Source organism: Bartonella sp. P12B (assembly GCF_055796185.1).
On the sequence record NZ_JBTTDI010000013.1, the window covers coordinates 1 to 24,044 of the forward strand.

Annotated in this window: 27 protein-coding genes and 1 tRNA gene; 13 read left to right on the forward strand and 15 right to left on the reverse strand. The window is 37.6% G+C overall.

The genetic code is table 11. The annotated features are described in order from the left end of the window. Window positions 1-400 (reverse strand): ABC transporter substrate-binding protein (locus AC0QT1_RS07105; protein ID WP_473201983.1); only part of this gene is annotated, 400 nt, incomplete at its 3' end. Between the two features lie 907 nt (window positions 401-1,307). Here AC0QT1_RS07105 and AC0QT1_RS07110 point away from each other — a divergent pair. Both AC0QT1_RS07110 and AC0QT1_RS07115 read left to right on the forward strand, forming a co-directional pair. Next, the gene (locus tag AC0QT1_RS07110; protein ID WP_473201157.1) at window positions 1,308-1,445 is read left to right on the forward strand and encodes a hypothetical protein; all 138 of its coding nucleotides are present in this window, start codon (window positions 1,308-1,310) and stop codon (window positions 1,443-1,445) included. Window positions 1,446-1,497: 52 nt separating this feature from the next. Continuing rightward, on the forward strand, window positions 1,498-1,779 hold the full coding sequence (locus AC0QT1_RS07115; protein WP_473201156.1) for a DUF6460 domain-containing protein: 282 nt from the start codon (window positions 1,498-1,500) through the stop codon (window positions 1,777-1,779). 22 nt (window positions 1,780-1,801) lie between these two features. On the opposite strand, the gene AC0QT1_RS07120 is transcribed toward AC0QT1_RS07115, so the two are convergent. The 3 genes from AC0QT1_RS07120 to AC0QT1_RS07130 all read right to left on the reverse strand — a co-directional run bounded on the left by AC0QT1_RS07120 (window position 1,802) and on the right by AC0QT1_RS07130 (window position 4,518). After that, window positions 1,802-2,611, reverse strand: coding sequence for a TIGR02186 family protein (locus AC0QT1_RS07120; protein WP_473201970.1), 810 nt, complete (start codon window positions 2,609-2,611; stop codon window positions 1,802-1,804). 2 nt (window positions 2,612-2,613) lie between these two features. After that, window positions 2,614-3,534, reverse strand: coding sequence for a sulfite exporter TauE/SafE family protein (locus tag AC0QT1_RS07125; protein WP_473201971.1), 921 nt, complete (start codon window positions 3,532-3,534; stop codon window positions 2,614-2,616). A gap of 165 nt (window positions 3,535-3,699) precedes the next feature. Continuing rightward, window positions 3,700-4,518 carry a hypothetical protein gene (locus AC0QT1_RS07130; RefSeq protein WP_473201972.1) on the reverse strand — a complete coding sequence of 273 codons (819 nt, stop codon included), beginning with the start codon at window positions 4,516-4,518 and terminating at the stop codon, window positions 3,700-3,702. Window positions 4,519-5,057: 539 nt separating this feature from the next. Here AC0QT1_RS07130 and AC0QT1_RS07135 point away from each other — a divergent pair. From AC0QT1_RS07135 to AC0QT1_RS07145, 3 genes are read left to right on the forward strand one after another with little or no spacing between them, the layout of a single operon-like run. Beyond that, complete coding sequence (locus tag AC0QT1_RS07135) at window positions 5,058-5,804, forward strand: electron transfer flavoprotein subunit beta/FixA family protein (RefSeq protein ID WP_473201152.1); 747 nt, start codon at window positions 5,058-5,060, stop codon at window positions 5,802-5,804. 54 nt (window positions 5,805-5,858) lie between these two features. Then, the gene (locus AC0QT1_RS07140) at window positions 5,859-6,779 is read left to right on the forward strand and encodes an electron transfer flavoprotein subunit alpha/FixB family protein (RefSeq protein ID WP_473201151.1); all 921 of its coding nucleotides are present in this window, start codon (window positions 5,859-5,861) and stop codon (window positions 6,777-6,779) included. 3 nt (window positions 6,780-6,782) lie between these two features. Beyond that, window positions 6,783-8,444: an electron transfer flavoprotein-ubiquinone oxidoreductase gene (locus AC0QT1_RS07145; RefSeq protein WP_473201150.1), complete on the forward strand. Its 1,662-nt coding sequence runs from the start codon at window positions 6,783-6,785 to the stop codon at window positions 8,442-8,444. Between the two features lie 932 nt (window positions 8,445-9,376). On the opposite strand, the gene AC0QT1_RS07150 is transcribed toward AC0QT1_RS07145, so the two are convergent. From AC0QT1_RS07150 to AC0QT1_RS07175, 6 genes are all read right to left on the reverse strand, one after another. Continuing rightward, window positions 9,377-10,168, reverse strand: coding sequence for a pyrroline-5-carboxylate reductase (locus AC0QT1_RS07150; protein ID WP_473201149.1), 792 nt, complete (start codon window positions 10,166-10,168; stop codon window positions 9,377-9,379). Window positions 10,169-10,230: 62 nt separating this feature from the next. Then, on the reverse strand, window positions 10,231-10,476 hold the full coding sequence (locus tag AC0QT1_RS07155; protein WP_473201148.1) for a hypothetical protein: 246 nt from the start codon (window positions 10,474-10,476) through the stop codon (window positions 10,231-10,233). 105 nt (window positions 10,477-10,581) lie between these two features. Continuing rightward, complete coding sequence (locus tag AC0QT1_RS07160; protein ID WP_473201147.1) at window positions 10,582-10,950, reverse strand: YraN family protein; 369 nt, start codon at window positions 10,948-10,950, stop codon at window positions 10,582-10,584. 4 nt (window positions 10,951-10,954) lie between these two features. Next, window positions 10,955-11,842: a 16S rRNA (cytidine(1402)-2'-O)-methyltransferase gene (rsmI, locus tag AC0QT1_RS07165; protein ID WP_473201146.1), complete on the reverse strand. Its 888-nt coding sequence runs from the start codon at window positions 11,840-11,842 to the stop codon at window positions 10,955-10,957. Window positions 11,843-11,894: 52 nt separating this feature from the next. Beyond that, on the reverse strand, window positions 11,895-12,029 hold the full coding sequence (locus tag AC0QT1_RS07170; protein ID WP_473201145.1) for a hypothetical protein: 135 nt from the start codon (window positions 12,027-12,029) through the stop codon (window positions 11,895-11,897). Window positions 12,030-12,650: 621 nt separating this feature from the next. Then, entirely contained in the window at window positions 12,651-13,745 is a 1,095-nt protein-coding gene (locus AC0QT1_RS07175; protein WP_473201973.1) for an Mrp/NBP35 family ATP-binding protein, read from the reverse strand. Between the two features lie 576 nt (window positions 13,746-14,321). Here AC0QT1_RS07175 and rpmH point away from each other — a divergent pair. The 8 genes from rpmH (at window position 14,322) to AC0QT1_RS07215 (ending at window position 20,479) form a co-directional block, all read left to right on the forward strand. After that, entirely contained in the window at window positions 14,322-14,456 is a 135-nt protein-coding gene (gene rpmH, locus AC0QT1_RS07180) for a 50S ribosomal protein L34 (RefSeq protein ID WP_011181069.1), read from the forward strand. 129 nt (window positions 14,457-14,585) lie between these two features. Then, window positions 14,586-14,978 (forward strand): ribonuclease P protein component, encoded by a 393-nt coding sequence (rnpA, locus tag AC0QT1_RS07185; protein ID WP_473201143.1) that lies wholly within the window; start codon window positions 14,586-14,588, stop codon window positions 14,976-14,978. Beyond that, window positions 14,968-16,806: a membrane protein insertase YidC gene (gene yidC / locus AC0QT1_RS07190; protein WP_473201142.1), complete on the forward strand. Its 1,839-nt coding sequence runs from the start codon at window positions 14,968-14,970 to the stop codon at window positions 16,804-16,806. Before rnpA ends, yidC begins: the two co-directional genes overlap by 11 nt. Then, window positions 16,803-17,450 carry a ribosome biogenesis GTP-binding protein YihA/YsxC gene (yihA, locus tag AC0QT1_RS07195; RefSeq protein ID WP_473201974.1) on the forward strand — a complete coding sequence of 216 codons (648 nt, stop codon included), beginning with the start codon at window positions 16,803-16,805 and terminating at the stop codon, window positions 17,448-17,450. Before yidC ends, yihA begins: the two co-directional genes overlap by 4 nt. 135 nt (window positions 17,451-17,585) lie before the next feature. Further along, window positions 17,586-18,278: a glutathione S-transferase family protein gene (locus tag AC0QT1_RS07200; protein WP_473201140.1), complete on the forward strand. Its 693-nt coding sequence runs from the start codon at window positions 17,586-17,588 to the stop codon at window positions 18,276-18,278. A 529-nt stretch (window positions 18,279-18,807) separates the two neighbouring features. Beyond that, window positions 18,808-19,620 (forward strand): 4-hydroxy-tetrahydrodipicolinate reductase, encoded by an 813-nt coding sequence (dapB, locus tag AC0QT1_RS07205; RefSeq protein ID WP_473201139.1) that lies wholly within the window; start codon window positions 18,808-18,810, stop codon window positions 19,618-19,620. A 29-nt stretch (window positions 19,621-19,649) separates the two neighbouring features. After that, a complete protein-coding gene (locus AC0QT1_RS07210) occupies window positions 19,650-20,270 on the forward strand; it encodes a 2,3-bisphosphoglycerate-dependent phosphoglycerate mutase (RefSeq protein WP_473201138.1) in 621 nt (206 codons plus the stop codon). A 124-nt stretch (window positions 20,271-20,394) separates the two neighbouring features. Continuing rightward, window positions 20,395-20,479, forward strand: a tRNA-Leu gene (locus tag AC0QT1_RS07215). A 99-nt stretch (window positions 20,480-20,578) separates the two neighbouring features. Here AC0QT1_RS07215 and AC0QT1_RS07220 read toward each other — a convergent pair. The 5 genes from AC0QT1_RS07220 to AC0QT1_RS07240 form a co-directional block, all read right to left on the reverse strand. After that, window positions 20,579-20,782, reverse strand: a complete 204-nt coding sequence (locus AC0QT1_RS07220) for a helix-turn-helix transcriptional regulator (RefSeq protein ID WP_473200413.1) — start codon at window positions 20,780-20,782, stop codon at window positions 20,579-20,581. A 72-nt stretch (window positions 20,783-20,854) separates the two neighbouring features. After that, a complete protein-coding gene (locus AC0QT1_RS07225; protein ID WP_473201137.1) occupies window positions 20,855-21,478 on the reverse strand; it encodes a lambda exonuclease family protein in 624 nt (207 codons plus the stop codon). 1 nt (window position 21,479) lies between these two features. Beyond that, window positions 21,480-22,235 carry an ERF family protein gene (locus AC0QT1_RS07230; protein ID WP_473201136.1) on the reverse strand — a complete coding sequence of 252 codons (756 nt, stop codon included), beginning with the start codon at window positions 22,233-22,235 and terminating at the stop codon, window positions 21,480-21,482. A 142-nt stretch (window positions 22,236-22,377) separates the two neighbouring features. After that, window positions 22,378-22,926, reverse strand: a complete 549-nt coding sequence (locus tag AC0QT1_RS07235; protein WP_473201135.1) for an antA/AntB antirepressor family protein — start codon at window positions 22,924-22,926, stop codon at window positions 22,378-22,380. 359 nt (window positions 22,927-23,285) lie between these two features. Beyond that, on the reverse strand, window positions 23,286-24,014 hold the full coding sequence (locus AC0QT1_RS07240) for a Rha family transcriptional regulator (RefSeq protein WP_473201975.1): 729 nt from the start codon (window positions 24,012-24,014) through the stop codon (window positions 23,286-23,288). Window positions 24,015-24,044: the final 30 nt, after the last annotated feature.

Sequence of the window (24,044 nt, forward strand, 5' to 3'; positions counted from 1 at the left end):
ATAGTTTCAATTTCACAACCCGCCTCATACCCCAAACAAGATCACTGGCATGAGCTGGCCTACCGTCGCTAAACTTCAAATCATCATGCAAATGAAAAGTAATCACTGTTCTCTGATCATCACTTGAAACATCCCAACTCTTCGCCAAAGAAGGAACCATTTTAGTAGCGTCATCTTTAGCAGAAACAACTAAATTATCACAAATATTGTTAACCACTTCAATTCCATAACGATCATTGAGTTGCGCAGGATCAAAGTTACTTATTGGATCAAGATTCCAACCCATCACAAGTGTATCAGCAGGGGTTTTCGCTGCAACATGGTGTACAAACATCCCCAATGCAATAATAGAAGCAACAAAAGAACTGCTCCTCCTCAATATTTTCCCTTTCAAGTTCATAGACTTTTCCTTTTTAAATTTATTGTATAAATTCCCTATGCAGCAATAACCTGCAAAAATAATATAACCATGCTTAGAAAACGCACCTCCTAGAGGCAAAATAACAAAATCCTCAATATCAGTAACCACTTACCAACCATTTTCCCCTTTGAAAAGAGATGGAGGTTAAACAAAATAGGCAACGGAAACAATCTGATTAAAAGAGAGGGATCATGCAAACAGCACCCATTAGTGACAGCACGAAACTTACAATTCAGAGCATATTAGGAAAAAATTCCTCTTTACTTCATCAAATAGATTTTTTCTTCAAATTTCTTTTTGCAATTTCCTAAAAAGCGCCACTCAAATTGCTTCAAAAACCTCATAAAATTTGATATTTTAATGATCCTAGAGAAATTGTAAGCGCCTATCACACCCCTTTTCACCCCTTCTTCAGGAAAAAATTTAAGTATTTTATAACTCTGATATCAAATAACAATTCAAAACCTGCACCTTATTATCATCATTTTTTAAGGCAACAATGGCAAATCTGAAGGATGAAAAACTTGTCACTTTCACCATCGATCCGAACAGAACAATTTTTTATCAAAACATTTTATAATCCCCCTACTTCTTCAGAGATATGAAATTTCACTCCATTTGTTACCTTTGTCTTTTGCAGCAAACAAATTAATTACTTCTCTATGCAGATTGAAATACCCAATCTTAATATCTATATAAACATATCTTTACCAAGATGGATAGTCTCTTTCTAAAAGCGGATGTTTTGAAATGATATTTTTTACAAAACATCTTCATTTTAGGCACATTGAAAAATTTTTAACGCTATAAAATATTAAGACATTATAAAATTCTTCTGCGAATTTATAAAAAATGAAGTATCCATCAAATTAATGAAAGGAACAATATGAAAGTATTGAGAAAAATGCCGACAGAACATGAACGTGTTTCAGAAACCAGTACAAAAGTTACACCAGTCTTACAAGGTGGTGAACTTGAAAAAAAAGTAAAAAGAAACAAAAAAAAGATTTCTTATTTACGATAACGCCCCCATTGTCTTATGCAACGAGAACGCAATATATTTAAGGATGTATCCAATGAATAAAAAGAGAAATCTGTCCGCTTCTTTTCATGCGTTTCTTGGGGGAACATTAGGGTGTGTTGCTATCAAACTGCTTACCATTTCACTCCTTGTTGGCATCGTGCTGAATTTTCTTGGATGGACGCCTCGAAGTCTCGTGCGAACAATAACAGAATTTTTTAAATCTTTATGGAAAACAGGGTTTATAACGCTTACAAACTTCTTCCATATGACCATGATGGGAGCCATTATTGTTGTCCCTATTTTTCTTTTTTTACGCATTTTAAATAAAAAATAAATGCTTCAGTCTTTCCTCTGTGCTAGTCTTTTCGAAAAATCAGACGACATAAAAAGCCTGTACTAATAGCTATAATCACGGCAACAATACCATATAAAAAACTGTGCTTGTGCGCTGCATGAAAAATTGTATAAGCAATATGTGCTTTAACGATTTCAAGAGTCGTAGTCGCACTATCAAGAAACTGCCCATCACGGAAAAGATAAGCACAAGCTTGATAATGTCCAACAGGAGTATTTGCTGGCAACCGAAAATGTGCTGTGAAAAGGGCACCAGAACCAAAATGAACACCTCCGACTTCCTCATGATAAAGGTTTTTAGCTTTTTGCGATTTTATAAGTTCATCACGAAAGATTTTAACTTTCTTCTGATCTTGTTCATCCGTTTGCAGTAACAAATAGGATAATCCTAACCCCAAGCGTTTATAATCTTTAACGTTAGCAATATCATCAATTTCACGCGTTGTGACCATAGAATAAAAGAGAGGAACATTTTTAAAAATAAGAGAATCTGCGTTAACCCACACTCCAGCATTACGTTTCTTTTCCCGCATAACCATAGGCCGAGCTTGCCCCTCCAAGCTTACAATAATATCATAACGATTTTGTCGAGAATATAATGGATCGATATTTTCCAAAACACCAGCAATATAAAGATCACGACCATCGAAATGTGCATCAACCGTAATCCTATTTGTTGTTATAATAATTTGGATAGTTTCATGATTCACTTGATCAACAAATGGAGTGTTTTCCCTAACATGTGCCCACGTAGAAAAAGAGAGCATAAAAAAGCAGTTTGCAACGATGAAGAAAGAAAAGAATCTACCCATTGTTATCTCATCAAAATATCCAGAGAGAAGAGATTATCAGGACGTACAAATAATTGAAAAGCAAGACGCATACATACAATCAACACCAAAAAAGCAAGCGCCATACGTAATTGCTCAGCTTTTAACTTTCGTCCAGCCCGTGTTCCATATTGTGCACCAATACTTCCCCCAAGCATCAGCAAAAAAGCTAAAACAATATCAACAGACTGATTACTCACACTTTGTAAAATGGTAGTAAAAGAAGATACAAACGTAATCTGAAAAAGTGAAGTTCCAATCACCACACTAGTTGGAACACGTAAAAGGTAAATCAGTGCTGGTATCATAAAGAACCCACCACCAATGCCCATAATGGAAGACAACAAGCCAACAATGAGACCAATTGTTAAAACTGGAATGATGCTGACATATATCATTGATGTGCGAAAACGCATTTTTAATGGCAAACGATGGATCCAGTTATGTCTACCAGCAAGACGAACATTGACTTTTTGTGATTTACGTTGGCGCATCATATCGCACCAACTTTCAATAATCATCAAACTTCCCACACTCCCAAGAAGAATCACATAAAGAAACGAAATTATGAGATCTAATTGTCCCATTTTTTTCAAAACAGAAAAAATTTGAGTTCCAAGGATAGAACCAATTCCCCCTCCAACCGCTAAAAGGAGACCAAGTTTAATATCCAAAGTGCGTCTTCTAAAATGTGTAATAGCACCGGTTACAGATGATGCAATCATTTGATTAGCGCCTGTTCCAACAGCAATGGCAGGAGGTATATTATAAAAAATCAATAAGGGTGTAATAAGAAAACCACCACCAATCCCAAAAAGACCTGAAAAAAAACCCGCAACGACTCCCATCCCGATCAAGATCAGCATGTTGAGCGACATTTCAGCAATTGGTAAATAAATACTCACTTACAGAACCTTTAAGATCATTTGAGATTTTTAGACAATTCGAGAGCCCCTCTCTAATAATCCCCTATTTCAATACTCTCTGTTGCGTATTTTAAAAGATGATTTTAAATATCATCTATGATTTTGCAAAATTATGAATGAGAAAAAAACCTTACATCAATGCTACTAAATCATAAAATTAAAAAAAGCTCCTCTTGAAAATCTGTAAAAGCAGATCGTTATCGCTGCCATGAATGCAATGATTAAAAAACAAGGAAGAATTTTTTTTACAAGATAACGTAAAAAAGAAAAATGCTTTTCAGACTCTGCCTTTAAGGAAAGAGACAATTCATTTTCATTGCTACGACCAAATTCTTGAACATAAGAACATCTTTCCTCTATTTCAGAACGCCCCACAAGCTTCTCAGTCTCTTTGAAGGAAGGTTTTATGAGATCTGTTGGCAAAGAGCTTTTATTTTCTTTTTGCAACAAGTTTTTAACATTTTTCTGGCCTTGGGTTGTACATTCTTGCCCTGAAAAGTTCAGTGCTTCTTGAAGCAATAAACGCTCTTGTTTTTCCTCACATGTCATATCAGCAAGTTTCTGCACAACAGAATCGAGCGACTTTGAACGAGACATATGTTGTTTTATCACTGCTCCTTCTAGATTTCTCTTTTCGTTTTGCAAATTCTGAACAAGCGATTTAATCTCCTCCAAATACTCAAAAAGCTTTTTTTCTCTTTGGCGACGAATATAGTGCTCAGCCAAAATTGCTCGACTGATGTCATCCAAATAAGATTTAAAATGCTCTTCTAAAGAATTTTGCGATACCAAAGGACGCGGTAAATGTTTCCTCTGCATTTGTGCATAAACAGAGCGTAATTTTTTAGCAATGTCCGACATTGTTATTTCAGTAAATGTATCCTCCCTCTCTTTTTGCTCCACAACAAAAAAGGAAGGATTATCTTGCTTAGCCTGCTTTATAGTCTGACTCTTCCTCTTCAAAAACGCTACCCCTCATTATATTGTCAAATGCTACGTCTCACTAATTTTCTGTAAAGAATCGTATAGATAATTGAAAATAGTGCTCTATTTTAGTAAATAGAGCTTTAACAATTTCTCAAAATACTTATGAGTGGTCTTTGATTTTAGTACTTTCAAGATTTAAATTGAAAAGTCATTTCTCCATTTTTGTTTTTTTCACTCTTTTTCCACTGCATTAAAGTCCTATGACTTATTGTAAACAGTGTATAGGGAACTTAAAAGGATCTCTTCATTTTTGTTGCTCTAATACTATTTACTATTCCGTATCTTTTTTATTTTAAATTCTTTTAAAACTATGATGAGAATATCCATTAAAAATGAACAGACTTTTTGTTCAAGCGAAGATAACAATTATTAAGGCATACAAAAATAAAAGAACAATGATAAACAGAAAATTTAAGAAAAATCATATAATGATTGCGTAAGATTCCATCCTAAAAAATTTGGTTCCTTATGAAGATTACTATAAACTTGTAATCATACAAACGAAGAGGATTACTATGAAAATAATTGTCGCTGTCAAACGTGTTGTTGATTATAACATTAAGATACGCGTCAAACGCGATGGTACAGGTGTTGATCTCTCCCATGTAAAAATGTCTATGAACCCTTTTGACGAAATCGCCGTGGAAGAAGCAATTCGTCAAAAAGAAGCTGGGAAAATTTCAGAAGTTGTTCTTGTTTCAATTGGACCAGAAGCCGCACAAGAAACTTTGCGAACAGGACTTGCAATGGGTGCCGATCGAGCACTTCTTGTAACAACAGAAAAAACACTTGAACCCTTAACAATTGCTAAGATTCTTAAGGCTATTGTTCATGAAGAAAAAGCAGATATGGTTTTCTTAGGAAAACAAGCTATTGACGACGATAACAACCAAACTGGACAAATGCTTGCAGCTCTTCTTGGTTGGGGACAAGCAACTTTTGCCTCACATTTAGCCATAGAAAACGGTCACGCAACAGTCATCCGCGAAATAGATAATGGTACACAAACTATTCGCCTCCCTCTTCCTATAGTTATGACCGCTGATCTGCGCTTAAACGAACCGCGTTACACTTCTCTGCCCAATATCATGAAAGCAAAAAAGAAACCTATGGAACAAAAAACACTTGCTGATCTTGGCATAGACACGCGAGCGCGCTTAACGATTCTTAGCGTTGAAGAGCCGAAACCCCGTCAATCTGGTGTCAAAATAGCTAGTGTCGCAGAACTTATAAATGCACTAAAACAAAAAAAATGCATTTAATATTCTAGAAACAAACGATCAAAAGTATAATACTGTATAAAAAGGTAAAAACGTATGGCAATTCTTTTATTAGCCGAACAAAAGATAGAGGAAACAGCAAAAGCACTCACCGCAGCTTGTGCAATCAACGATGAGATTGATATTTTAGTTTGTGGAACGAACGTTCAAGCAATCGCCGAAAACAGTTCTAAACTTTCTGGTGTACGGCAAATTCTTGTTGCTGAAGCTGATTATTTAGCACATCATCTGGCGGAACCTATGGCAAATACAATTGTCAAACTTGCAAATGACTATGATGTGATCATGGCTGTCTCTAGCAGCATCGGCAAAAATGTCATGCCACGTGTAGCTGCTCTTCTTGATCTTATGCAAATTTCAGACATTGTTGCTGTTCTTGCACCAGATACCTTTAAACGACCAATTTATGCAGGAAATGCTCTCGAAACTGTACGCAGCAATGATCGTAAAAAGGTGATAACAGTTCGTACAGCCGCCTTCCCTCCAAGCGCTTTTCAAAATAACACGGCTCCCATTAAAACAATAACACCAGCTCCTAATCCAAACCTTTCATCTTTCATAAAAGCAGAAACCAATAAAAGTGATCGTCCTGATCTTACCTCAGCACGTGTTATTATATCAGGTGGACGTGGTCTTGGATCACAAGAACAATTTATGGAACTCCTTCTCCCTCTTGCAAACAAGTTAGATGCAGCTTTAGGTGCTAGCCGTGCAGCGGTTGATGCTGGCTATGCCCCTAATGATTGGCAAATTGGACAAACAGGCAAAGTTGTTGCTCCTGAACTCTATATCGCTGTCGGGATTTCCGGCGCAATCCAGCATTTAGCTGGCATAATGGATGCACAAATTATTGTAGCCATCAATAAAGATGCAGAAGCCCCCATCATGCAAATCGCTGATTATGCCGTTGTAGGCGATCTTCATCACATTATTCCTGAGTTTGAGAAAGCTTTATAAGTCATGAATGCATCTTTGCATCAGCAACGTGAAAGTATGGAATTTGACATAGTAATTGTCGGAGCAGGACCTGCAGGACTTTCCGCAGCAATTCGTCTAAAACAAATTAATCCCGAACTTTCTGTCACAATCGTGGAAAAGGGGAGCGAAGTTGGTGCTCATATTTTATCTGGAGCAGTTGTTGATCCCATAGGCATTGATACACTCCTGCCAGAATGGAGAAATGAACACGACCATCCCTTCAATACACCTGTCACCAGCGATCAGTTTTTTTTTCTAAAGCCAAAACACGCCACACTATTTCCCAATATTTTTCACCCTAAAGCCTTATCAAATAGCGGATGCTATATTGTTTCACTCGGCAATGTTTGTCGGTGGCTAAGCAAAAAAGCTGAAGCACTCGGCGTTGAAATCTATCCTGGTTTTGCCGTATCTGAAACAATTCAGAACGATAAGGGAGCCATCATTGGTGTTCTCACAGGTGATATGGGCATTAATAAAGACGGAACGCTTGGAAAAAATTATATGCCTGGAATGACTTTATTGGCAAAATATACTTTAATTGCAGAAGGAGCACATGGCTCAATTGCTAAACAACTGATACAAAAATTTGATCTTAGTAAAAACCGTGAACCACAGAAATTTGGGCTTGGACTCAAAGAGCTCTGGGAAGTTGATCCGCAAAAACACAAGTCTGGTTTAGTTCAACATTTCGTAGGTTGGCCCTTAGACAATAATACCGGAGGCGGAGGTTTTCTTTATCATCAGGAAAACAATTTAATTTCTGTGGGCTTTGTTGTCCACTTAGATTATAAAAATCCTTATCTCTCTCCCTTTGAAGAATTTCAACGTTTTAAAACACATCCCAAACTCTATGAAATCTTCCAAGGTGCAAAACGCCTTTCCTATGGTGCACGTGTCATTAGTGAAGGTGGTTGGCAATCTGTTCCAAAACTCACATTTCCTGGAGGAGCACTTATTGGTTGCTCTGCTGGTTTTGTTAATGTTCCTCGTATCAAAGGCTCACACAATGCTATCTTATCTGGCATATTAACAGCCGATAAAATTGCTGCAGCTCTCGCACAAAGTCGCTCCCACGATGAAGTCAAAGAAATCGAAGAACATTGGCGAAAAGGTCCCATTGGTAAAGACCTTTATAAAGTACGCAACGCCAAACCACTTTGGGCAAAATATGGCACAAAATACGGGATTAAGCTTGCTGGCTTTGATATGTGGTGGCAACAGCTTTTTGGCTTTTCTTTATTTAAAACACTCTCTCACGGAAAAGCAGATTATGCATGTCTTGAACCAGCAAAAAATTTTAAACCCATTGCTTATCCAAAACCAGATGGTGTAATCACCTTTGATCGCCTTTCCAGTGTTGCACTTTCCAATACGCATCATGAAGAAAATCAACCATGCCATTTAAAAATATCCTCATTAGAGGAACAAAAAAACTCTGAATATGCAATTTATGCAGGACCTTCTACTCGCTATTGCCCTGCCGCTGTCTACGAATGGCTAAACCACCATGATCAGATAACTTATGTTATCAATGCTTCAAATTGCATACATTGTAAAACCTGCGATCTCAAAGATCCCAACCAAAATATTAATTGGACTTGTCCGCAAGGCAATGAGGGTCCACTTTATCTGAATATGTAATCATTGTTCATTCCACCAAAATGAGAACGTAAAAAGACACACTCAACAAGAGTGTTTCCTCTCAAACCAGAGCCTCTTCTGAATCCTTGTAAACACGCATTCTTTCACGATGCAAAACCTGTTCTATCACCCCTCTCGCAAAAAATACCTTTAACCACCGCAACTTGTTCATCAGAAAAATCTATAACATACTGTTTTAAAATGATTTTTATCTATAAAAACAAAATAATGAGAATAAAAACTTTGACCGTTATGCTATAAAGATGTAAACTCTCACCCTTCTCTACCCTTTCTTTCTTATTTAGCTTCACGTCCCTTCAAAAGCTCCTCAGCAATCTCTTTGAGATAAATGAAGATTGCGCAACACTTCATGCTTTTACTTCTCATTCTTTCTCTCATGAAGAAAACAACATACCAACATTATACAGGCCCTTTTACAAACTTTATAAAAGATGCCTAAAGTCCTCCTCTCTGCCCTTCTCTATAAAGAATAGAACGAAAGATTCACGAAGCGTAACCATCTTTTACATTTATGGAAGTAAAAGCCAACACGACCATTCGATTTGTGCACTTAAAATGTTGCGCTTATTCTTACACAATTAAGTTGATTGATAAGAAGCATATTTTCCACCTTTTTAAACATTTGCTTATCGATATGTGGATTCTTTTTATAACGCACAAGCAAATATTTTTTATTCATGCTTAAGAAGGGTTAAAATAAAAAAACTTTCTGACTTCAATGTTCTCATTCAAGTTGAAAATAATGAATTATCTTCATAAACCAACTTATGACTTTAGAAAAAGTCCTGAAGATCAATCTTCTTACTCTTAAAATATCCATAGTAGACAATTTGGTAGAGCACGTCCAGATGATTCTCAACAAATGCACCAATATTTTTCTCATTGAGTTCAAAAAATATAAATCCAACATTTTAATGAGGAAACGAAGTCTTCATTTTTTGCAAAGTAGTTTCAAGAGCTGTTATTAAAGCGTTTTTCCCCCCTTGGAGAGAAAAACAGTTCGACAAAAGTTCATTTGTTCCTCCCTTTGTTGAAAACTCTTTCTCAAGAAGTGCAAAATCAAGAGAGTCAAGACCATCTGTTGCTATAATTTTACGCATTTCATCGGTAAGGTTTACAAACATCATAGCAAGAAAATCCGCTGCTTGCTCTTTCTTGATCCCTTGTGTTATAAACCATTGATATGCTGTTTCTATAAAATTAAAGTAAACCCCCATGAGTGAACCAGCTGTCATGAAAAGATTAAACTGCTCTTCTGCATCCAACACCAATGTTCCCCCCAACGCATCAAATAAACGACGTAAAAAGGGATGATCAGGATAAATCGGCGTCAAATTTTTACATTCTGCGACAAAAGGAAGTGGAACAGCACGGTAAACCTTATGATTGATCCACTCTTCAACGTGTGCTGCTTTTGCCATAGCAAGGACGGAAACAACAAGCTGTTCACAACGAAAATGAAGAGAGCTTAAAACCTCTTCGGCAACTTGGTTAGGCAAACAAAGAAAAACACAATCACTCATATCTAGCAGTGCTTGATTATTTTCAGCAATAATAACCTTATCATACTTAGACGAAAGACGCTCTGCAATTTGCGTATTGCGAGGTGAAATGATAACAGAAGGGACATCAAAAGCGCTTTTCATTAAGCCATCAATCATTGAAGCGCTAATTTTACCTGTTCCCAAAAAACCAATTTTCATTTCTATTCCTTGCTTTTATCATGCTAAAGGACGATTATCGACAGCTCATAGGTTTTAACGAATTAACTTACATAAACAGTAATTGAAGAAGCAACACATAACATAGCAAGAATAACCAATCCTAAATAAACTTTAGGTTTATCAAAGAGAACCGCAAAAGCGGAAAACCAACCAATGATAGCAGCCGCTAGTGCAAATAAAAAACCTGGTTTACTCATAAGGACAATATGCATTGCCATTAAACCACCAATAATCAGTGCTCCAAAAATAATCAATAAACCCGTTGCAAATTTTTCATAATCGTCCATATTTTACTCCTTATAACACTCAAATTGTGACGTACTTTCCTAATCCATCCGTCTATAAAAACGAAATGCTTCCCATTTACCATGATTAAAACGATAGAGGAACTTTTATTTATCAGATGTAAAAAATGCAGGAATATGCCGCGGAAAACGCCACGGTAAAATCGCAATGAGATCAAAGCGTACACATAAAAAAGCATGATCTTTTTGTCGTGCTAGCCAAATATCAGCTGCTGCCTCAATACGCCTCTCGTTCATTCGAGAAACCGCCGCCATTGCTTCAGCTAAGGTTGAACGTGCTTTGACCTCAACGATTAAAACAAGATTTCCACGCCGTGCGATTAAATCAATTTCACCACACTTTGTTTTAAAACGCATTTCAGCAATATGAAATCCTTTGAATCGTAACCACCAAGCCGCCCTTTTTTCTGCACGAATACCTCGATAAAAAGACTTTTGTCTGCGCTCTTTTTGCATAAGCTTATGCATCCTTCAAAAAAATCAACCGTTGGAAAAGTTCTTGCTTTTTTAAGCCAGTTTTCTTAGCCGCCAAAGAGGACGCTTGAGCTGCAGAATGTGTACGTGCAAATTCTAATAACATTTCATCAATTTCTTGATTACTCATCACTTTCAAAGAGGAAAGAGCCGCCCCGATAAGCACAACAATTTCCCCACGAATATGAGCCTGTTGCCTGTAAATTTCCAACAAATTAGCTAAATTGGAAACATCTATTGTTTCGAACTTTTTTGTTAATTCACGACAGATTGCCGCAGGGCGATCAGCCGAAAAAACAGAAACCATATCCTGTAAAGTCTCAACAAGACGATGCGGAGATTCATAAAAAACTAAAGTCGCAGGGATAGTTTTCAATTGTTCCAAGCGCTTTTGACGCTGAGTCTTTCGCGCACTTAAAAAACCTGCAAAGAAAAAGCTATCGGTAGGAAGCCCCGTCGCAACAAGAGCGGCTAAAAGAGCTGAAGCACCAGGGATCGGAATAATTTTGTAACCAACTTTGCGTGCTTCTTCTACCAGTCGAAATCCAGGATCAGAAATAAGTGGTGTGCCAGCATCTGATACAAGTGCCACGCTTTTATTTTCTGCCAAAATTGCTAATAACTTCTGCCCTGCCTTTTGTGCATTGTGTTCGTGATAAAGAAATGGGGTTTTCTGAATACCATAGCGTTCCAATAAAACACGCGTTACTCGTGTATCCTCACACGCTAGAATATCAACACCTGTCAGAACTTGCAAAGCACGAAGAGTAATATCTGCTAAATTTCCGATAGGGGTTGATACGAGATAAAGTGCTGGTTCTATGACAGGCGCACAAAAAGCATGGCTACCTATAAAATATGTTTTTTCACACATACTCTTCTTTCACCATCAAAAAACCTTTCTTCATCAACTCTTACCAAACCCCTTACCCGTGCGCATCATCTATTTCTGCTTCTGCCAATTTTGTTGTCACCACCAAAGAATAAACCGCTCGAATAAGCGCTTGCCATAATAAAATGATATGCGTCAATACTACAATTTTCTCAGTGTCATAACGCATTTTCAATTATCATTACACTTCCAATAGGATGAATTCACAGCGTACCAATCCCACATCAGTCCCTATAATTTTGTAGAAACCTTTTCTTCAAAAACCGAAACAAAACTTTATTCATTTCTGTATCTTAAGGTTATCCAGCCTTTTAAAGAGCTAAATTTTCCAAATGACTTTTATAGCCCGTATTTTTAAAATCAGCTCCCCTTTATCGATGTCAAAACCGTCGGTCTAAGCAAATATGAATCGCTCCTTCTCAACAACAATTTTCTGCGTTATTTTGAATAAACATGACTCTTTAGCAACGCAACACCTCCTGTTGCACAATGTTCTCCGCAACTTATACAATAGCATAACCAATATCCAAAACTTCATAATGAAAAAGACGTTTTTATACCTACATCAAACTCTTTAACCAATCGTCCCCTCCTCCAACAAAAGCAACAAATAACTTATGTTGATAAAAAGATATTACTAGACTGAACATATTATCACCCATTGTACGATAAGCTTTTTCGTTTATTTCACATCTGTAAGCTTTAACACCCCAATAAAAAATCCATGTCTTAATAATTCCTGATGTTTTTAACTATGTATTTTAACAATCCGTCTGAGAAAAACGTGAATTTACAAAAATCTATTTTTTATTTGATTAGCAATCGCACGATAAAGCTTAGCATGCTCCTCATCAGGCTTAGCAACAAAGATTGGCACACCGTCATCTGAAGAAGAACGTAAAGCTGCATCAAGCGGCACTTCCGCTAAGAAAGACATCCCTCGTCGTTCCGCTTCTGCTCGCGTACCACCATAACCAAAAATATCGTAACGTTTTCGCGTATCAGGAGCAATAAAATAGCTCATATTCTCAATGAGCCCTAAAATGGGAACATTGACTTTCATGAACATTTCTATCGCTTTACGCGCATCAACCAAAGCAAGATCCTGTGGAGTAGAAACAATCAATGCACCCGTCAACTGCACTTGTTGAGCAAGGGTCAATTGTGCATCGCCTGTCCCTGGAGGCATATCAACGACTAAAACATCAAGAGGTCTCCATAAAACATCTCTGAGCAATTGTGTTACAGCCGCCATTACCATGGGACCACGCCATACTACTGGCTTTTCCTCCTCAATCAAAAAGCCCATCGACATCAATTTAAGTCCGAATTTTTCAAGAGGTTGAAGTTTTTTCTCATCAATGAGTTGTGGTTTTTGATTAACGAGCCCTGTTAAACGTGGCAAAGATGGACCATAGATATCCGCATCCATCACCCCTGTTTTGAAACCAGAAGCTTGTAAAGCAAGAGCGATATTGATTGCCATTGTAGATTTGCCAACCCCCCCCTTTCCAGAAGCAACGGCAACCACATGCCGAACACCTTCTACCGGCATTTTTACAGGCAATGCATGTGTTTTACGTTTTGGCATAGAAAAAACTGTATCTCGCTGCTTCGGAGAAGATGTCATTGGTTTTTTTTCTGCCGTAAGTGTGACAACAACAGATTCAACCCCATCCATAACACATACCACCTCTTCAGCAGCACGACGCAACGACTCCCATTCTTGCACACGTCCATCTGGAACTGTAATGGAAAAGAAAACTTTTCCATGAGCAATCAATATTTCTGAAAGAAGCCCCGATGATACAATATCACTCTCAAAATCCGGTCCTTTTATTTGACATAATGCATTGCGAATAGCTTCGCTTGTAATAGGACTCACATTCTTTCCTCTCGATAAAAACTCCAAAAAATAGAGCAATAAGGGCGAAAAAACTCTAACTTAACCACCTAAAACTTTCCACTTTATCAGAATTGTAAAATACAAATATCTTATACCATATCTCTTGTAAAAAACGAAACAAACCTCAAATAAAAGTCTCGAGCATAAAATCCTATTAATCAGAGTTTTTCCGATCATTTTACGTATATTTAAAAAACTTAAAAAAACAAAATTGAGCGAAATTCTTAATGTGAAACAGAGCCTTTATCAAATTATACAATTTTAATGAACACTTTTAATACTTACTAATCATGCAAAGAAAATAGCTATAAACTTGACCATTGAAATCAGTAATTATTTTTCTTAACTTTTTTGAAAGTGTTACAAACAAAAGACCTCTATAGCACGGAGTTTTTTGTATTTTTTTAAGAGAGAGAAAAATAATCTGAGATTGACTTTTTTTATATTTTTCCTTATTGGAAATAATGATCGTATGATAGAATATAAAATTATTCATCTAGCGTATGAATTTGCCCATAGAATTAAGAAGGGCCGCACTCCGCGGTATTTAAATAAATGAAACGTACTTACCAACCATCTAAACTGGTCCGTAAACGCCGCCATGGGTTTCGTGCACGTATGGCAACGGCTAGTGGGCGTAAAGTTATCGCCGCAAGGCGTGCTCGTGGACGTAAGCGGTTATCCGCTTAAATGTTTAATTTAACCATTTACATTTTTGCAATAATTGAAGTGTTCGTCATTTCTTCATTGTGAAGTTTTTGTTATAAATCCCGATGCCTGCATTTGCAGGCATTTAGTGAGGTTGCGAAGCGTTCTTTTATGAAAAAAAAACATCCCTGCCGTATTCGCAAGAGAGCGGATTTTTTAGCAGTACGCACAGGAGAAAAGCGACGGGGTCCTTTATTTTTGCTGGAAGTTAAATCTCATGAACAAACAGCAGAAATAAAATCTCCTCCTGTTGCGCGTGTGGGTTTTACAGTTACACGTAAAAATGGCAATGCTGTTAAGCGTAATCGTATCAAAAGACGTCTCCGTGAAGCAGTACGAGTTGGGCTTATAAACAATATGGAAGCAGGAACAGACTATGTCATTGTAGCACGTCCTGATGTGCTTCATGCCCCTTTTAAATCTCTAATTAGCGAACTAAATCGACGAATAAAACCAAAAACAAGACACCAGCAACGGCAACAGGGTAGTACAAATGGAATATAACCGCAATTTCTTTATCGCCATTGGATTGTCTTTCGTTGTGCTTGTCGCATGGCAGTTTCTTCATGTAATTCCTAAACAGGCTGAATTACAAAAACAAAAAGCAATTGCACAGCAATTATCAAAACAACAATCAGTGCTTTCCACTCCTACGACAGATTTTTCTGATGCTTCACCAACGCAGGGATCATTATCTATCATTAATCATAAAATGACTCCTGAACTGCGAAATGCTGTATTAGCTAAAACAAATCGCATTGCCATCAAAACTGGAGAACTTGAAGGTTCTATTAATCTTGTTGGTGCACAATTCGATGATCTTCACCTCAAAAAATATCGTCTGACAGTAGACAACAAATCACCGGAAATCGCTTTATTGAATCCTAAAGGATTCACAACGACCTACCTTGCTGAATTTGGTTTTACAAGTTCATCTTTGCCAGTAAAGGCCTTGCCACAATCTGATACACAATGGCAAATAGAGGGTGACAATACAATGCTGACCCCTTCAACACCCATCACGCTAATTTATAATAATGGACAGGGTCAAATTTTCCGTCGTATTCTTTCTGTTGATGACCACTATATGTTTACCATTGAGGACTCTATCAGCAATGAAACAGATAAACCAATATATCTCTCATCTTATGCCCGCGTTGCACGTGCAGCTCCACCAGAACATACAAATGCTACATATTTGCTTCATGAAGGTATGATAGCTATTGCTGGTGATTCACTCAAAACTGAGAAATACAAAAAATTAGCAGAACTTGATCCAAATCCTGATAATGGTCAAAAAAGTATGACTTTTTCTAAAGTAACAGGAGGTTGGATTGGTATTACCGATAAATATTGGGCTGTAGCAGTTATTCCTCCACAAGATAAAGAATATACAAGCCGCTTTATTTATTTTGATCGCTTACAAACACATTATCAGTCCGACTTATTAGGATCTCTCTTAACGATTGCTCCAAAGGAAACAAAAACCGTTACAAATCGTCTGTTTGCTGGTGCAAAACAAGTTGAAATCATTAATCACTATCAAAATGATCTGAAAATTAAGAAGTTTGCTCTCTTAATTGATTGGGGTTGGTTTGATTTCATCACCAAGCCAATGTTTTCACTCATTGATGTTCTTTATAAACAAACAGGAAATTTTGGTATTGCCATTCTTCTTGTCACGGTACTCCTTAAAACGCTTCTTTTCCCACTGGCAAATAAGTCCTATAAATCTATGGCACGTATGAAGCTCATACAACCGCTGTTGCTGGAAATAAAAGAAAAATATCCAAATGACCGTACTAAACAACAACAAGCAATAATAGAACTGTATAAAACCGAGAAAATTAATCCTCTGGCAGGATGTTGGCCAATGTTGGTTCAATTTCCAATATTCTTTGCTCTTTATAAAGTCCTCTATATTACAATTGAAATGCGACATGCACCTTTCTTTGGTTGGATTAAAGATTTAGCAGCGCCCGATCCGACTTCTCTTTTTAACCTATTTGGCTTCTTGCCATACGCAGCTCCAACATTTCTTATGATTGGTGCATGGCCTTTGATCATGGGAATAACAATGTTTCTACAAATGCGTATGAATCCAGCTCCTCAAGATCAAACACAAGCTATGATCTTCACATGGATGCCTGTCATATTTACCTTTATGCTGGCTTCTTTCCCTGTTGGTCTTGTCATCTATTGGGCATGGAATAATATATTGTCGATTATTCAGCAAGGCATCATGATGAAACGTCAAGGAGCTAAAATTGAGCTTCTTGATAATCTTAAAGCTCTCTGGCGAAAATCTCCTAAAAAAGAAATACATGAATGATAAAATGTTCTTCTCTTTCTGGAATTTTTTCTTGCAATTGGATTTTTATTCGTGGTGTACCAAAAATACATTTTCTGCCACCAGAAGGCCCCCCAGAAATTGCATTTGCAGGACGTTCTAACGTTGGAAAATCTTCTCTCATTAACGCACTTGTTCAACAAAAAGGCTTAGCACGTACCTCAAACACACCAGGACGTACACAAGAACTTAATTATTTTGTACCTGATGGTTTCAGTGGTCAACCAGGAGATCTTCCCCCTTTTGCTCTCGTAGATATGCCAGGTTATGGTTTTGCCAAAGCTCCTAAAAATCTCGTTGATGCATGGACACATCTGATTTTTAGCTATTTACGGGGGCGCACAACACTGAAACGTGTTTATATTTTGATTGATTCACGCCATGGAATTAAAAAGAATGATGCAGAAGTTCTAGACCTCCTCGATAAAGCAGCCGTTTCGTATCAGATTGTTTTAACCAAAAGTGATAAAATAAAATCGGATATCCTTGAAAAATTAACAATAACCACAAAAACACAGCTTCTCAAACGTCCCGCAGCCTTTCCTGAACTTCTTGTAACATCTTCAGAAAAAGCACTCGGTTTGGAAGAATTGCGTACTGCCATTTTACAAACGATCGCAGTGTAATCTTTTTGTCCTTAAGACTTTATTAAACATAATTACTAGCTTCTGCTAATAACCTTGTACTTCTCATAAAGTGTCTTTATAAAAATTTCCGTTACTTGAAAGAATTCTCATCAACTCTATTTGATAACATAGATCATGCTGACACTTTTTCACTCTCCTTTATCCTCTGCTTCCCGTTTCATACGCCTCATTCTTGGAGAATATGGTATAGCTACTCAACTCATTGAGGAACATGAGTGGGCCAGAAGACATGAATTTCTTGCCCTAAATCCAGCTGGTCATGTCCCCGTTCTTCTTGACGAACACGAAGTTCCAGTATCAGGAGCTATTGTTATCTGTGAATATTTAGATGAAACACATGGAAGTTTACGACAAGAGAATAAATTCTTTCCGGAAAATCCTTTAGGTCGTGCGGAAGTACGCCGTCTCAATGATTGGTTTTTAAATAAATTTGAAACTGAAGCTACGCGTCATATTGTAAGAGAACGAATCTATAAACGCGAAATGCCGCTCACCCTTGGCGGTGGTGCTCCCAATTCACAAATCTTACGCAATGCCCGCGCCAATATTCTACCCCATATGAACTATCTCAATTGGCTTTGTGCTTCTCGTGACTGGTTAGTCGGTTCCGAATTATCCTATGCCGATTTAGCAGCAGCAGCGTCTGTTTCTGTGCTTGATTTTCTAGGAGAAATTGACTGGGAACAATCTCCTGCCACCAAGGACTGGTATATGCGAATTAAATCGCGACCTTCTTTCCGTTCTCTTTTAACAGATCGCATTCGAGGAATTGTAGCAAGCCCTCATTATACAGATCTTGATTTTTAAGCATTTTTCCTAGCAAATCAAAGTAATCTTTAATATCATACAGAATAAACCTCTACACCAATAAAATCTTATGCAATTTTATAGAACATATAATGCAAAATTGATTTATAATTTTACACCAGAAATGAAATCCTAAATACAAGAACCTTCTTTCATTCTAGCCCTATTCTATGATGAATCAAAAGAGGGTTCTTCTACAATAGAGAGCGTATGAATAAAAATCATTTAGGAAAGAATTTAAAATACTTTATAAATCTGAATCCTCTTAATGCAAAAGCTATAGCAATATCGGATGTGAATAAAAAGAATAATGCTGCTAATTTGTTTCCTATCAGCTACAGTTAACAAGCTCACTCTATAATATCACATTAACAAAAACATTTCTCATCATGTCCTTTGTATAAATTGCTAATCCTCCCTGCCCATAACTAAAGAAGCAAAATTTTCTCTTATAAGGAAAAGAAACGTTGGAAAGAAAGAGAGAATTTGCCTATACTACAAGAAGTAAAGTTGTCATGAGGAGAAGCACATGCGCCTTACAGTTGTTGGTGCTAATGGAAGAATGGGACGAGAGCTTATTGCAGCCATCCAGCGGAGGAAAGATGTAGAACTTTATGCCGTGCTTGTGCGTAAAGGATCGCCTTTTGTAAATAAAGATGCCAATACACTGACTGGTTCAGATACCCTTGGTGTTCGTATCACTGATGATCCCGAAAGCGCTTTTTCTAACACAGAAGGTATTTTAGATTTCTCACAGCCACAAGCTAGTCTTCTTTATGCCAACTATGCTGCTCAAAAAGGTGTTGTGCATATTATTGGCACAACGGGATTTAGTAAAACAGAAGAAGTACAAATTGCAAATTTTGCAAAATATACGACTATTGTAAAATCTGGAAATATGAGTCTTGGTGTTAATCTTCTAGCAAACCTTGTAAAAAGAGCGGCAAAAGCACTAGAATCTGATGATTTTGATATTGAAATTTATGAAATGCATCACGCAAGAAAAGTTGATGCTCCTTCTGGAACCGCCCTTCTTCTCGGACAAGCGGCAGCCGAAGGTCGCAATGTTATGCTACAAAATGTGTGTGTCAGCGAACGCAGTAACCATACAAGTAAACGCGAAAAAGGAACAATTGGCTTTTCCTGTTCACGAGGTGGAACAGTTGTTGGTGACCATAGCGTCACTTTTGCTGGCCCAAATGAGCGCGTTGTTCTTTCACACGTAGCGCAAGAGCGCTCTATCTTTGCTAATGGCGCCTTAAAAGCAGCCTTATGGGCAAAAAATCAAGAAAATGGTCTTTATACAATGCTTGATGTTTTAGGACTGAACGATGAACTTTAAACAGTCAATATAACGCAGGAAGTTCGCGAATGAAACGCACACTCGTACTCATCCGTCATGGTCAAAGTGAATGGAATCTCAAAAATCTTTTTACTGGTTGGAAAGATCCCAATTTGACAGAAAAAGGTCATGCAGAAGCAATAGCAGCAGGAAAAAAACTTAAAGAAACTGGTTTAAAATTTGATATCGCGTATACATCCGCCTTACAGCGCGCGCAAAAAACGGCACAGCACATTTTAGAACAAATGGGACAATCAGACTTAGAACTGATAAAAACCCCCACGTTGAATGAACGTGATTACGGTGATCTCTCTGGTCTGAATAAAGATGAAGTACGCCAACAATGGGGAGAAGAACAAGTGCAAATATGGCGTCGCTCCTATACGATTGCTCCTCCGAATGGAGAAAGCCTACGTGACACCGGTGCCCGTATTTGGCCTTATTATCTTTATCATATCCAACCATATATTTTACGCTGTCAAACTGTTTTGGTCGCAGCACATGGCAACTCTCTTCGTGCTCTCATTATGGCGCTTGAAGGTCTAAACAGTGAAGAGATTATCTCTCAAGAATTAGTAACGGGTATTCCTATAATTTATACATTTAATTCTGACTCAACAATTTTTTCAAAAACAATCATTACTCCTTAAATTTCTGAAGTTATAAAAGACTTTAGGAAATTGCCCAGAAAGTCGAGTGTAATTATTTTGAACTGAAGAATAAATTCCATAATTTTATTGACAGAGATGTTTCACAAGCTTAGATGGATTTTAAGCCCAGATGGCGGAATTGGTAGACGCGCAGGTTTCAGGTACCTGTGCCGCAAGGCGTGGAGGTTCGAGTCCTCTTTTGGGCACCATTTTATTTCTTTAATATATTGAAATGTATAATCTTTTTCTTTTAAAAGCTAATTTCAGACCACCTTTTAGACCACCTTCTACAATTTATACAACTTTATCTATATTGTTGTTATTTGCTCCTTATTTTTCTTTGGAGTGAATGCCAAAATCTCTTTCTTTCTCCATCTCACTGCTCTCCCTAGCTTATAGGGCTCAGGAAACACCCCTTGAAGAACCCAATTGCGAATCGTTGTGGTTGATACGCTAAAGAGTTGTGCACATTCACGTGTTGTTACATATCTATCGCCATCATCAAATATCATCTCGTTACCTTTCACTCTTTTATATTACATAAATGGGTGGGGGTGCTGGGAGGAGAGAGCACCCCCATAGGGTTAAGCAGCTTTTGTCAAGATCTGTTTCATGTCTTGCTCTATCTCTGCTAAAAAGACCTCGACTGCTTTATGAATCTCTTCAATTTGTGCATCATCACGCTGTACCCGTTTGATTTTCATGCGTAAGTGAGATGATCTTCCTACAAATTGTGGATTATAACTAATGAAATCACACCATTTGCGTCCTGTGCAAGCCATTTGGAATTGCATCTGCGCGTGATATTCAGGCTTAATCTCATTATAAAGGAAAAAGTGCAAATGCGTTCTTGATTGTGGGCATTTAACTTCAACTAAACCATCCTCACCAATCAAACCATCAGGACTAGCCCCCGCCATTGCCATGGTAGGATGTGGTATAAAGCCGCATTTTATAACATCGGCATCATAAATGAATTCATATTCTTTCAGAGCGTCCTCTTCATGTTCAATACCCCATTGCATAGACGGTGTTATATAAGATTGGCTTATTTCTCCTGTTAAGCGTTCTGTCATGAGTTTCATTTTGTAGTCTTCATATTTGCTTGTCGGCAAACCTTTTGCTGTCTTACTGAGTACATTATAAACATTAGAGGCTGTGACTTTCCCTAATCGCGCTTGAAACCATTCTGCTGTTCTTTGTTCCATATCACACCGCCGTTTGTTGTTGTGTTGATACCATTTGCTTATTCTGTTTATCTTTTAAAAGGTGCAAAATGGTTTGCGCGCTCTGATCAGAGATATCGTCAAGCTTTTCGACATTCGCATAAGAAAGTATCTTTTCTTCTTCTACCTTTGTTTGTAGCATAAGCCTTCTGATTTCATTGATCTGTTCTGGAAAAGCCGGTTTTTGAGGCATATTCCCATCTTTATCGTCTTCTTTACTTGCGACATTAAGAAGCATGCCTAAGAGATATCTGCGTGCATAAGTGATAGTAGAACCAAGAGATTGAATGTTATTTTTGCTTCCTTGTCCATCAATTGGAAATGTTCCTTCTGTTGAGATTTGATTGCCTGAAGGATGAGACAGAGTTATTTCTATGGTAATGTTTTTTTCTGTTTGATTTTTAATATGAGAAAACAAAGCGAAGCGGTGTTTTGCAAGAGTGTCCTTTACAGCGTCAATATACTGATCAAGCGTTGCATATGCACTCTTTGTATGGCTGTTTTTAGCATTTTTGGTGATTGTTTGATATTCGATTTGCATAGCCGAAAGATCATGGATAAAGCTCTGATGGTTCTGTCTTTTTATTTCTTTTTCTCTTAAATCAAGAAGACGTTCTAAACGGTCCATGTCGACATCACTTTCTAAGGCTTTATTTAAAATGCGTTCCATAGCAGTTTGTTCAACGTCTAAATGTTGCGTTTTTTCAACTTCTGTTAGGTTCGTGTTTTGTTCACTCATCTTGATTTCCTCCATTGCGCGCAATTCACCCGTTGCGTGAATCACGCTTGCGTTAAAATGGTTGTTGTTAGAGTTCTGTTTCTAAAAGCTGTGTGATATTGACCACCTCCCCGCCTTTAAAGACGAGAAGATGACGTTATAACTAAGCAGCTTTCACGATAGATCTTGCTAACACTTGTTTAGCTTCTTTGATTAAAGCTTTGTATTGCCTGTTTTCTTCGTCTACTCTAAAAGCATCAATAAGACGCATATGAATTGGACCTAAAAGATACAAAACTTTTTCACCAGCGTTCATACCCTCCCAATAGCTTGGTAAAGCAAAGCGTGTATCACTATCATAATCAACAGCTTTGTTTCTTAACTTTTTCTCACACTCAATAAAGTAACGACGAGCTTGCCTGCCTTTCTCATTGCGTTCGACCATAGAAAGTTCTTTCGCCATGTCTAATGTGAGATGATAGTCTGTGACTGTAACAGCTCTAGATTTTGCGCTCCCCAATTTTGGGGACCGCAAATCTTGTGTTTTTATGAAATCATTTCCCTCTTCAAATTCGTATTGATTAATACGGTCCTTAATCCATGTCGTAAAATCACGACCTACCTCTAAAAACGTATGTAATTCACGTGCATTAACGGTTTTGACGGTTTCACGGTCAATAATTTTCTCTGATATTGTTATGAGAATGTTCATTATGAACTCCTTACTACTTAGACGTTTCTTAATGACACTCAAAAAGAGTGCCGGGTGCTAAGAAACACGGTAGTAAGTCCGTCGTTATGCTTTTCCCATAAAGAGTATTGTATGGCATAACTACACCCGACAAATCTCTTGTACGCCACAAGCATACAATGAGTCAAAGCCTTTAAATTTGCGGAAGATTGGTTATTTCGGCAACCAACCCGCTTACTATCAAGGTGTTTCTTAGGCACCTGATTCGACAATAGACATAATGACATTATCTTGTCAAATAAAAATTTAGCAAACCAACGCAAATAAATTAGGTTTATTTTATCAAACAGCTTATATTTCTTTTCCATGATGGTCATCCCTTAATGCACGCTTTGTCTTTTAAGTTCTTGAGAAAGCACACCAATGCCTTTTGTTGTGATTTTTGCTGAAGGAATGACTTTATTTATTCCGCCAGAGGTTTGAATAGTGATGGTAGGACAATCCATCAGACCTTTTTGGATTTTGTCTTGATAAGGCAACAGGTGCCCACTTGCCATGCGTCGATAGACCCAACCCTTTTGCTGTAAGAAGAGAATGAACTGTTTTGGTTGCATTTCGAGTATTTTAGCAACTTCAGTAAGACCGAAGAGCCCCTCATGGCGCTGTAAGCTTTCAAGAGCCATTGCCTTTGGTTTTAATTCAGCAATCATATTGTCTTTTTGTTCATTCTCATTTTTGAGATAATTTAAAACCCCTAACATGACTTGTGGACTAGAGTAATCGATTTGCGGTGCCACTACTTGCTGTTCTAATTGTTGCCACCGGTCGATTATCTTTGCTCGCAAGGCAGTACTATAACCTGAGACAAGAATTAAACATTCACGCTTGGGAAGATTATAACAATTTTGAGGTCTACCTTGTGTGTCTAAATAGGTCAGCCCAAATTTGGACCGACCCCCTTCAGGGTATAATTCTTCAAGCATTTGCCTAATATCACGCATAACGTGTTTATGCTGTTTACCACACAATTCTGCAATTTCACGACTCGACATGGTTTGAATGGCTTCGTTCTTAAAAGCATTTTCTGCTGTTGTGACAAGATTATGCATGCCTGCGCTCCATTTGTTATGATATTTGAA

Excerpts from the sequence above, each read along its gene's own strand:
- AC0QT1_RS07150 (WP_473201149.1), bottom strand. The coding sequence starts at position 10,168 with ATGAAAATTGGTTTTTTGGGAACAGGTAAAATTAGCGCTTCAATGATT.
- yihA (WP_473201974.1), top strand. The coding sequence starts at position 16,803 with ATGATAAAATGTTCTTCTCTTTCTGGAATTTTTTCTTGCAATTGGATT.
- AC0QT1_RS07225 (WP_473201137.1), bottom strand. The coding sequence starts at position 21,478 with ATGGAACAAAGAACAGCAGAATGGTTTCAAGCGCGATTAGGGAAAGTC.
- rsmI (WP_473201146.1), bottom strand. The coding sequence starts at position 11,842 with ATGTGTGAAAAAACATATTTTATAGGTAGCCATGCTTTTTGTGCGCCT.
- rnpA (WP_473201143.1), top strand. The coding sequence starts at position 14,586 with ATGAAAAAAAAACATCCCTGCCGTATTCGCAAGAGAGCGGATTTTTTA.
- dapB (WP_473201139.1), top strand. The coding sequence starts at position 18,808 with ATGCGCCTTACAGTTGTTGGTGCTAATGGAAGAATGGGACGAGAGCTT.
- AC0QT1_RS07120 (WP_473201970.1), bottom strand. The coding sequence starts at position 2,611 with ATGGGTAGATTCTTTTCTTTCTTCATCGTTGCAAACTGCTTTTTTATG.
- AC0QT1_RS07155 (WP_473201148.1), bottom strand. The coding sequence starts at position 10,476 with ATGGACGATTATGAAAAATTTGCAACGGGTTTATTGATTATTTTTGGA.
- AC0QT1_RS07200 (WP_473201140.1), top strand. The coding sequence starts at position 17,586 with ATGCTGACACTTTTTCACTCTCCTTTATCCTCTGCTTCCCGTTTCATA.
- AC0QT1_RS07145 (WP_473201150.1), top strand. The coding sequence starts at position 6,783 with ATGAATGCATCTTTGCATCAGCAACGTGAAAGTATGGAATTTGACATA.
- AC0QT1_RS07170 (WP_473201145.1), bottom strand. The coding sequence starts at position 12,029 with ATGCGTTATGACACTGAGAAAATTGTAGTATTGACGCATATCATTTTA.
- AC0QT1_RS07210 (WP_473201138.1), top strand. The coding sequence starts at position 19,650 with ATGAAACGCACACTCGTACTCATCCGTCATGGTCAAAGTGAATGGAAT.
- AC0QT1_RS07160 (WP_473201147.1), bottom strand. The coding sequence starts at position 10,950 with ATGCAAAAAGAGCGCAGACAAAAGTCTTTTTATCGAGGTATTCGTGCA.
- yidC (WP_473201142.1), top strand. The coding sequence starts at position 14,968 with ATGGAATATAACCGCAATTTCTTTATCGCCATTGGATTGTCTTTCGTT.
- rpmH (WP_011181069.1), top strand. The coding sequence starts at position 14,322 with ATGAAACGTACTTACCAACCATCTAAACTGGTCCGTAAACGCCGCCAT.
- AC0QT1_RS07230 (WP_473201136.1), bottom strand. The coding sequence starts at position 22,235 with ATGAGTGAACAAAACACGAACCTAACAGAAGTTGAAAAAACGCAACAT.
- AC0QT1_RS07235 (WP_473201135.1), bottom strand. The coding sequence starts at position 22,926 with ATGAACATTCTCATAACAATATCAGAGAAAATTATTGACCGTGAAACC.
- AC0QT1_RS07115 (WP_473201156.1), top strand. The coding sequence starts at position 1,498 with ATGAATAAAAAGAGAAATCTGTCCGCTTCTTTTCATGCGTTTCTTGGG.
- AC0QT1_RS07110 (WP_473201157.1), top strand. The coding sequence starts at position 1,308 with ATGAAAGTATTGAGAAAAATGCCGACAGAACATGAACGTGTTTCAGAA.
- AC0QT1_RS07135 (WP_473201152.1), top strand. The coding sequence starts at position 5,058 with ATGAAAATAATTGTCGCTGTCAAACGTGTTGTTGATTATAACATTAAG.
- AC0QT1_RS07220 (WP_473200413.1), bottom strand. The coding sequence starts at position 20,782 with ATGATATTTGATGATGGCGATAGATATGTAACAACACGTGAATGTGCA.
- AC0QT1_RS07140 (WP_473201151.1), top strand. The coding sequence starts at position 5,859 with ATGGCAATTCTTTTATTAGCCGAACAAAAGATAGAGGAAACAGCAAAA.
- AC0QT1_RS07240 (WP_473201975.1), bottom strand. The coding sequence starts at position 24,014 with ATGCATAATCTTGTCACAACAGCAGAAAATGCTTTTAAGAACGAAGCC.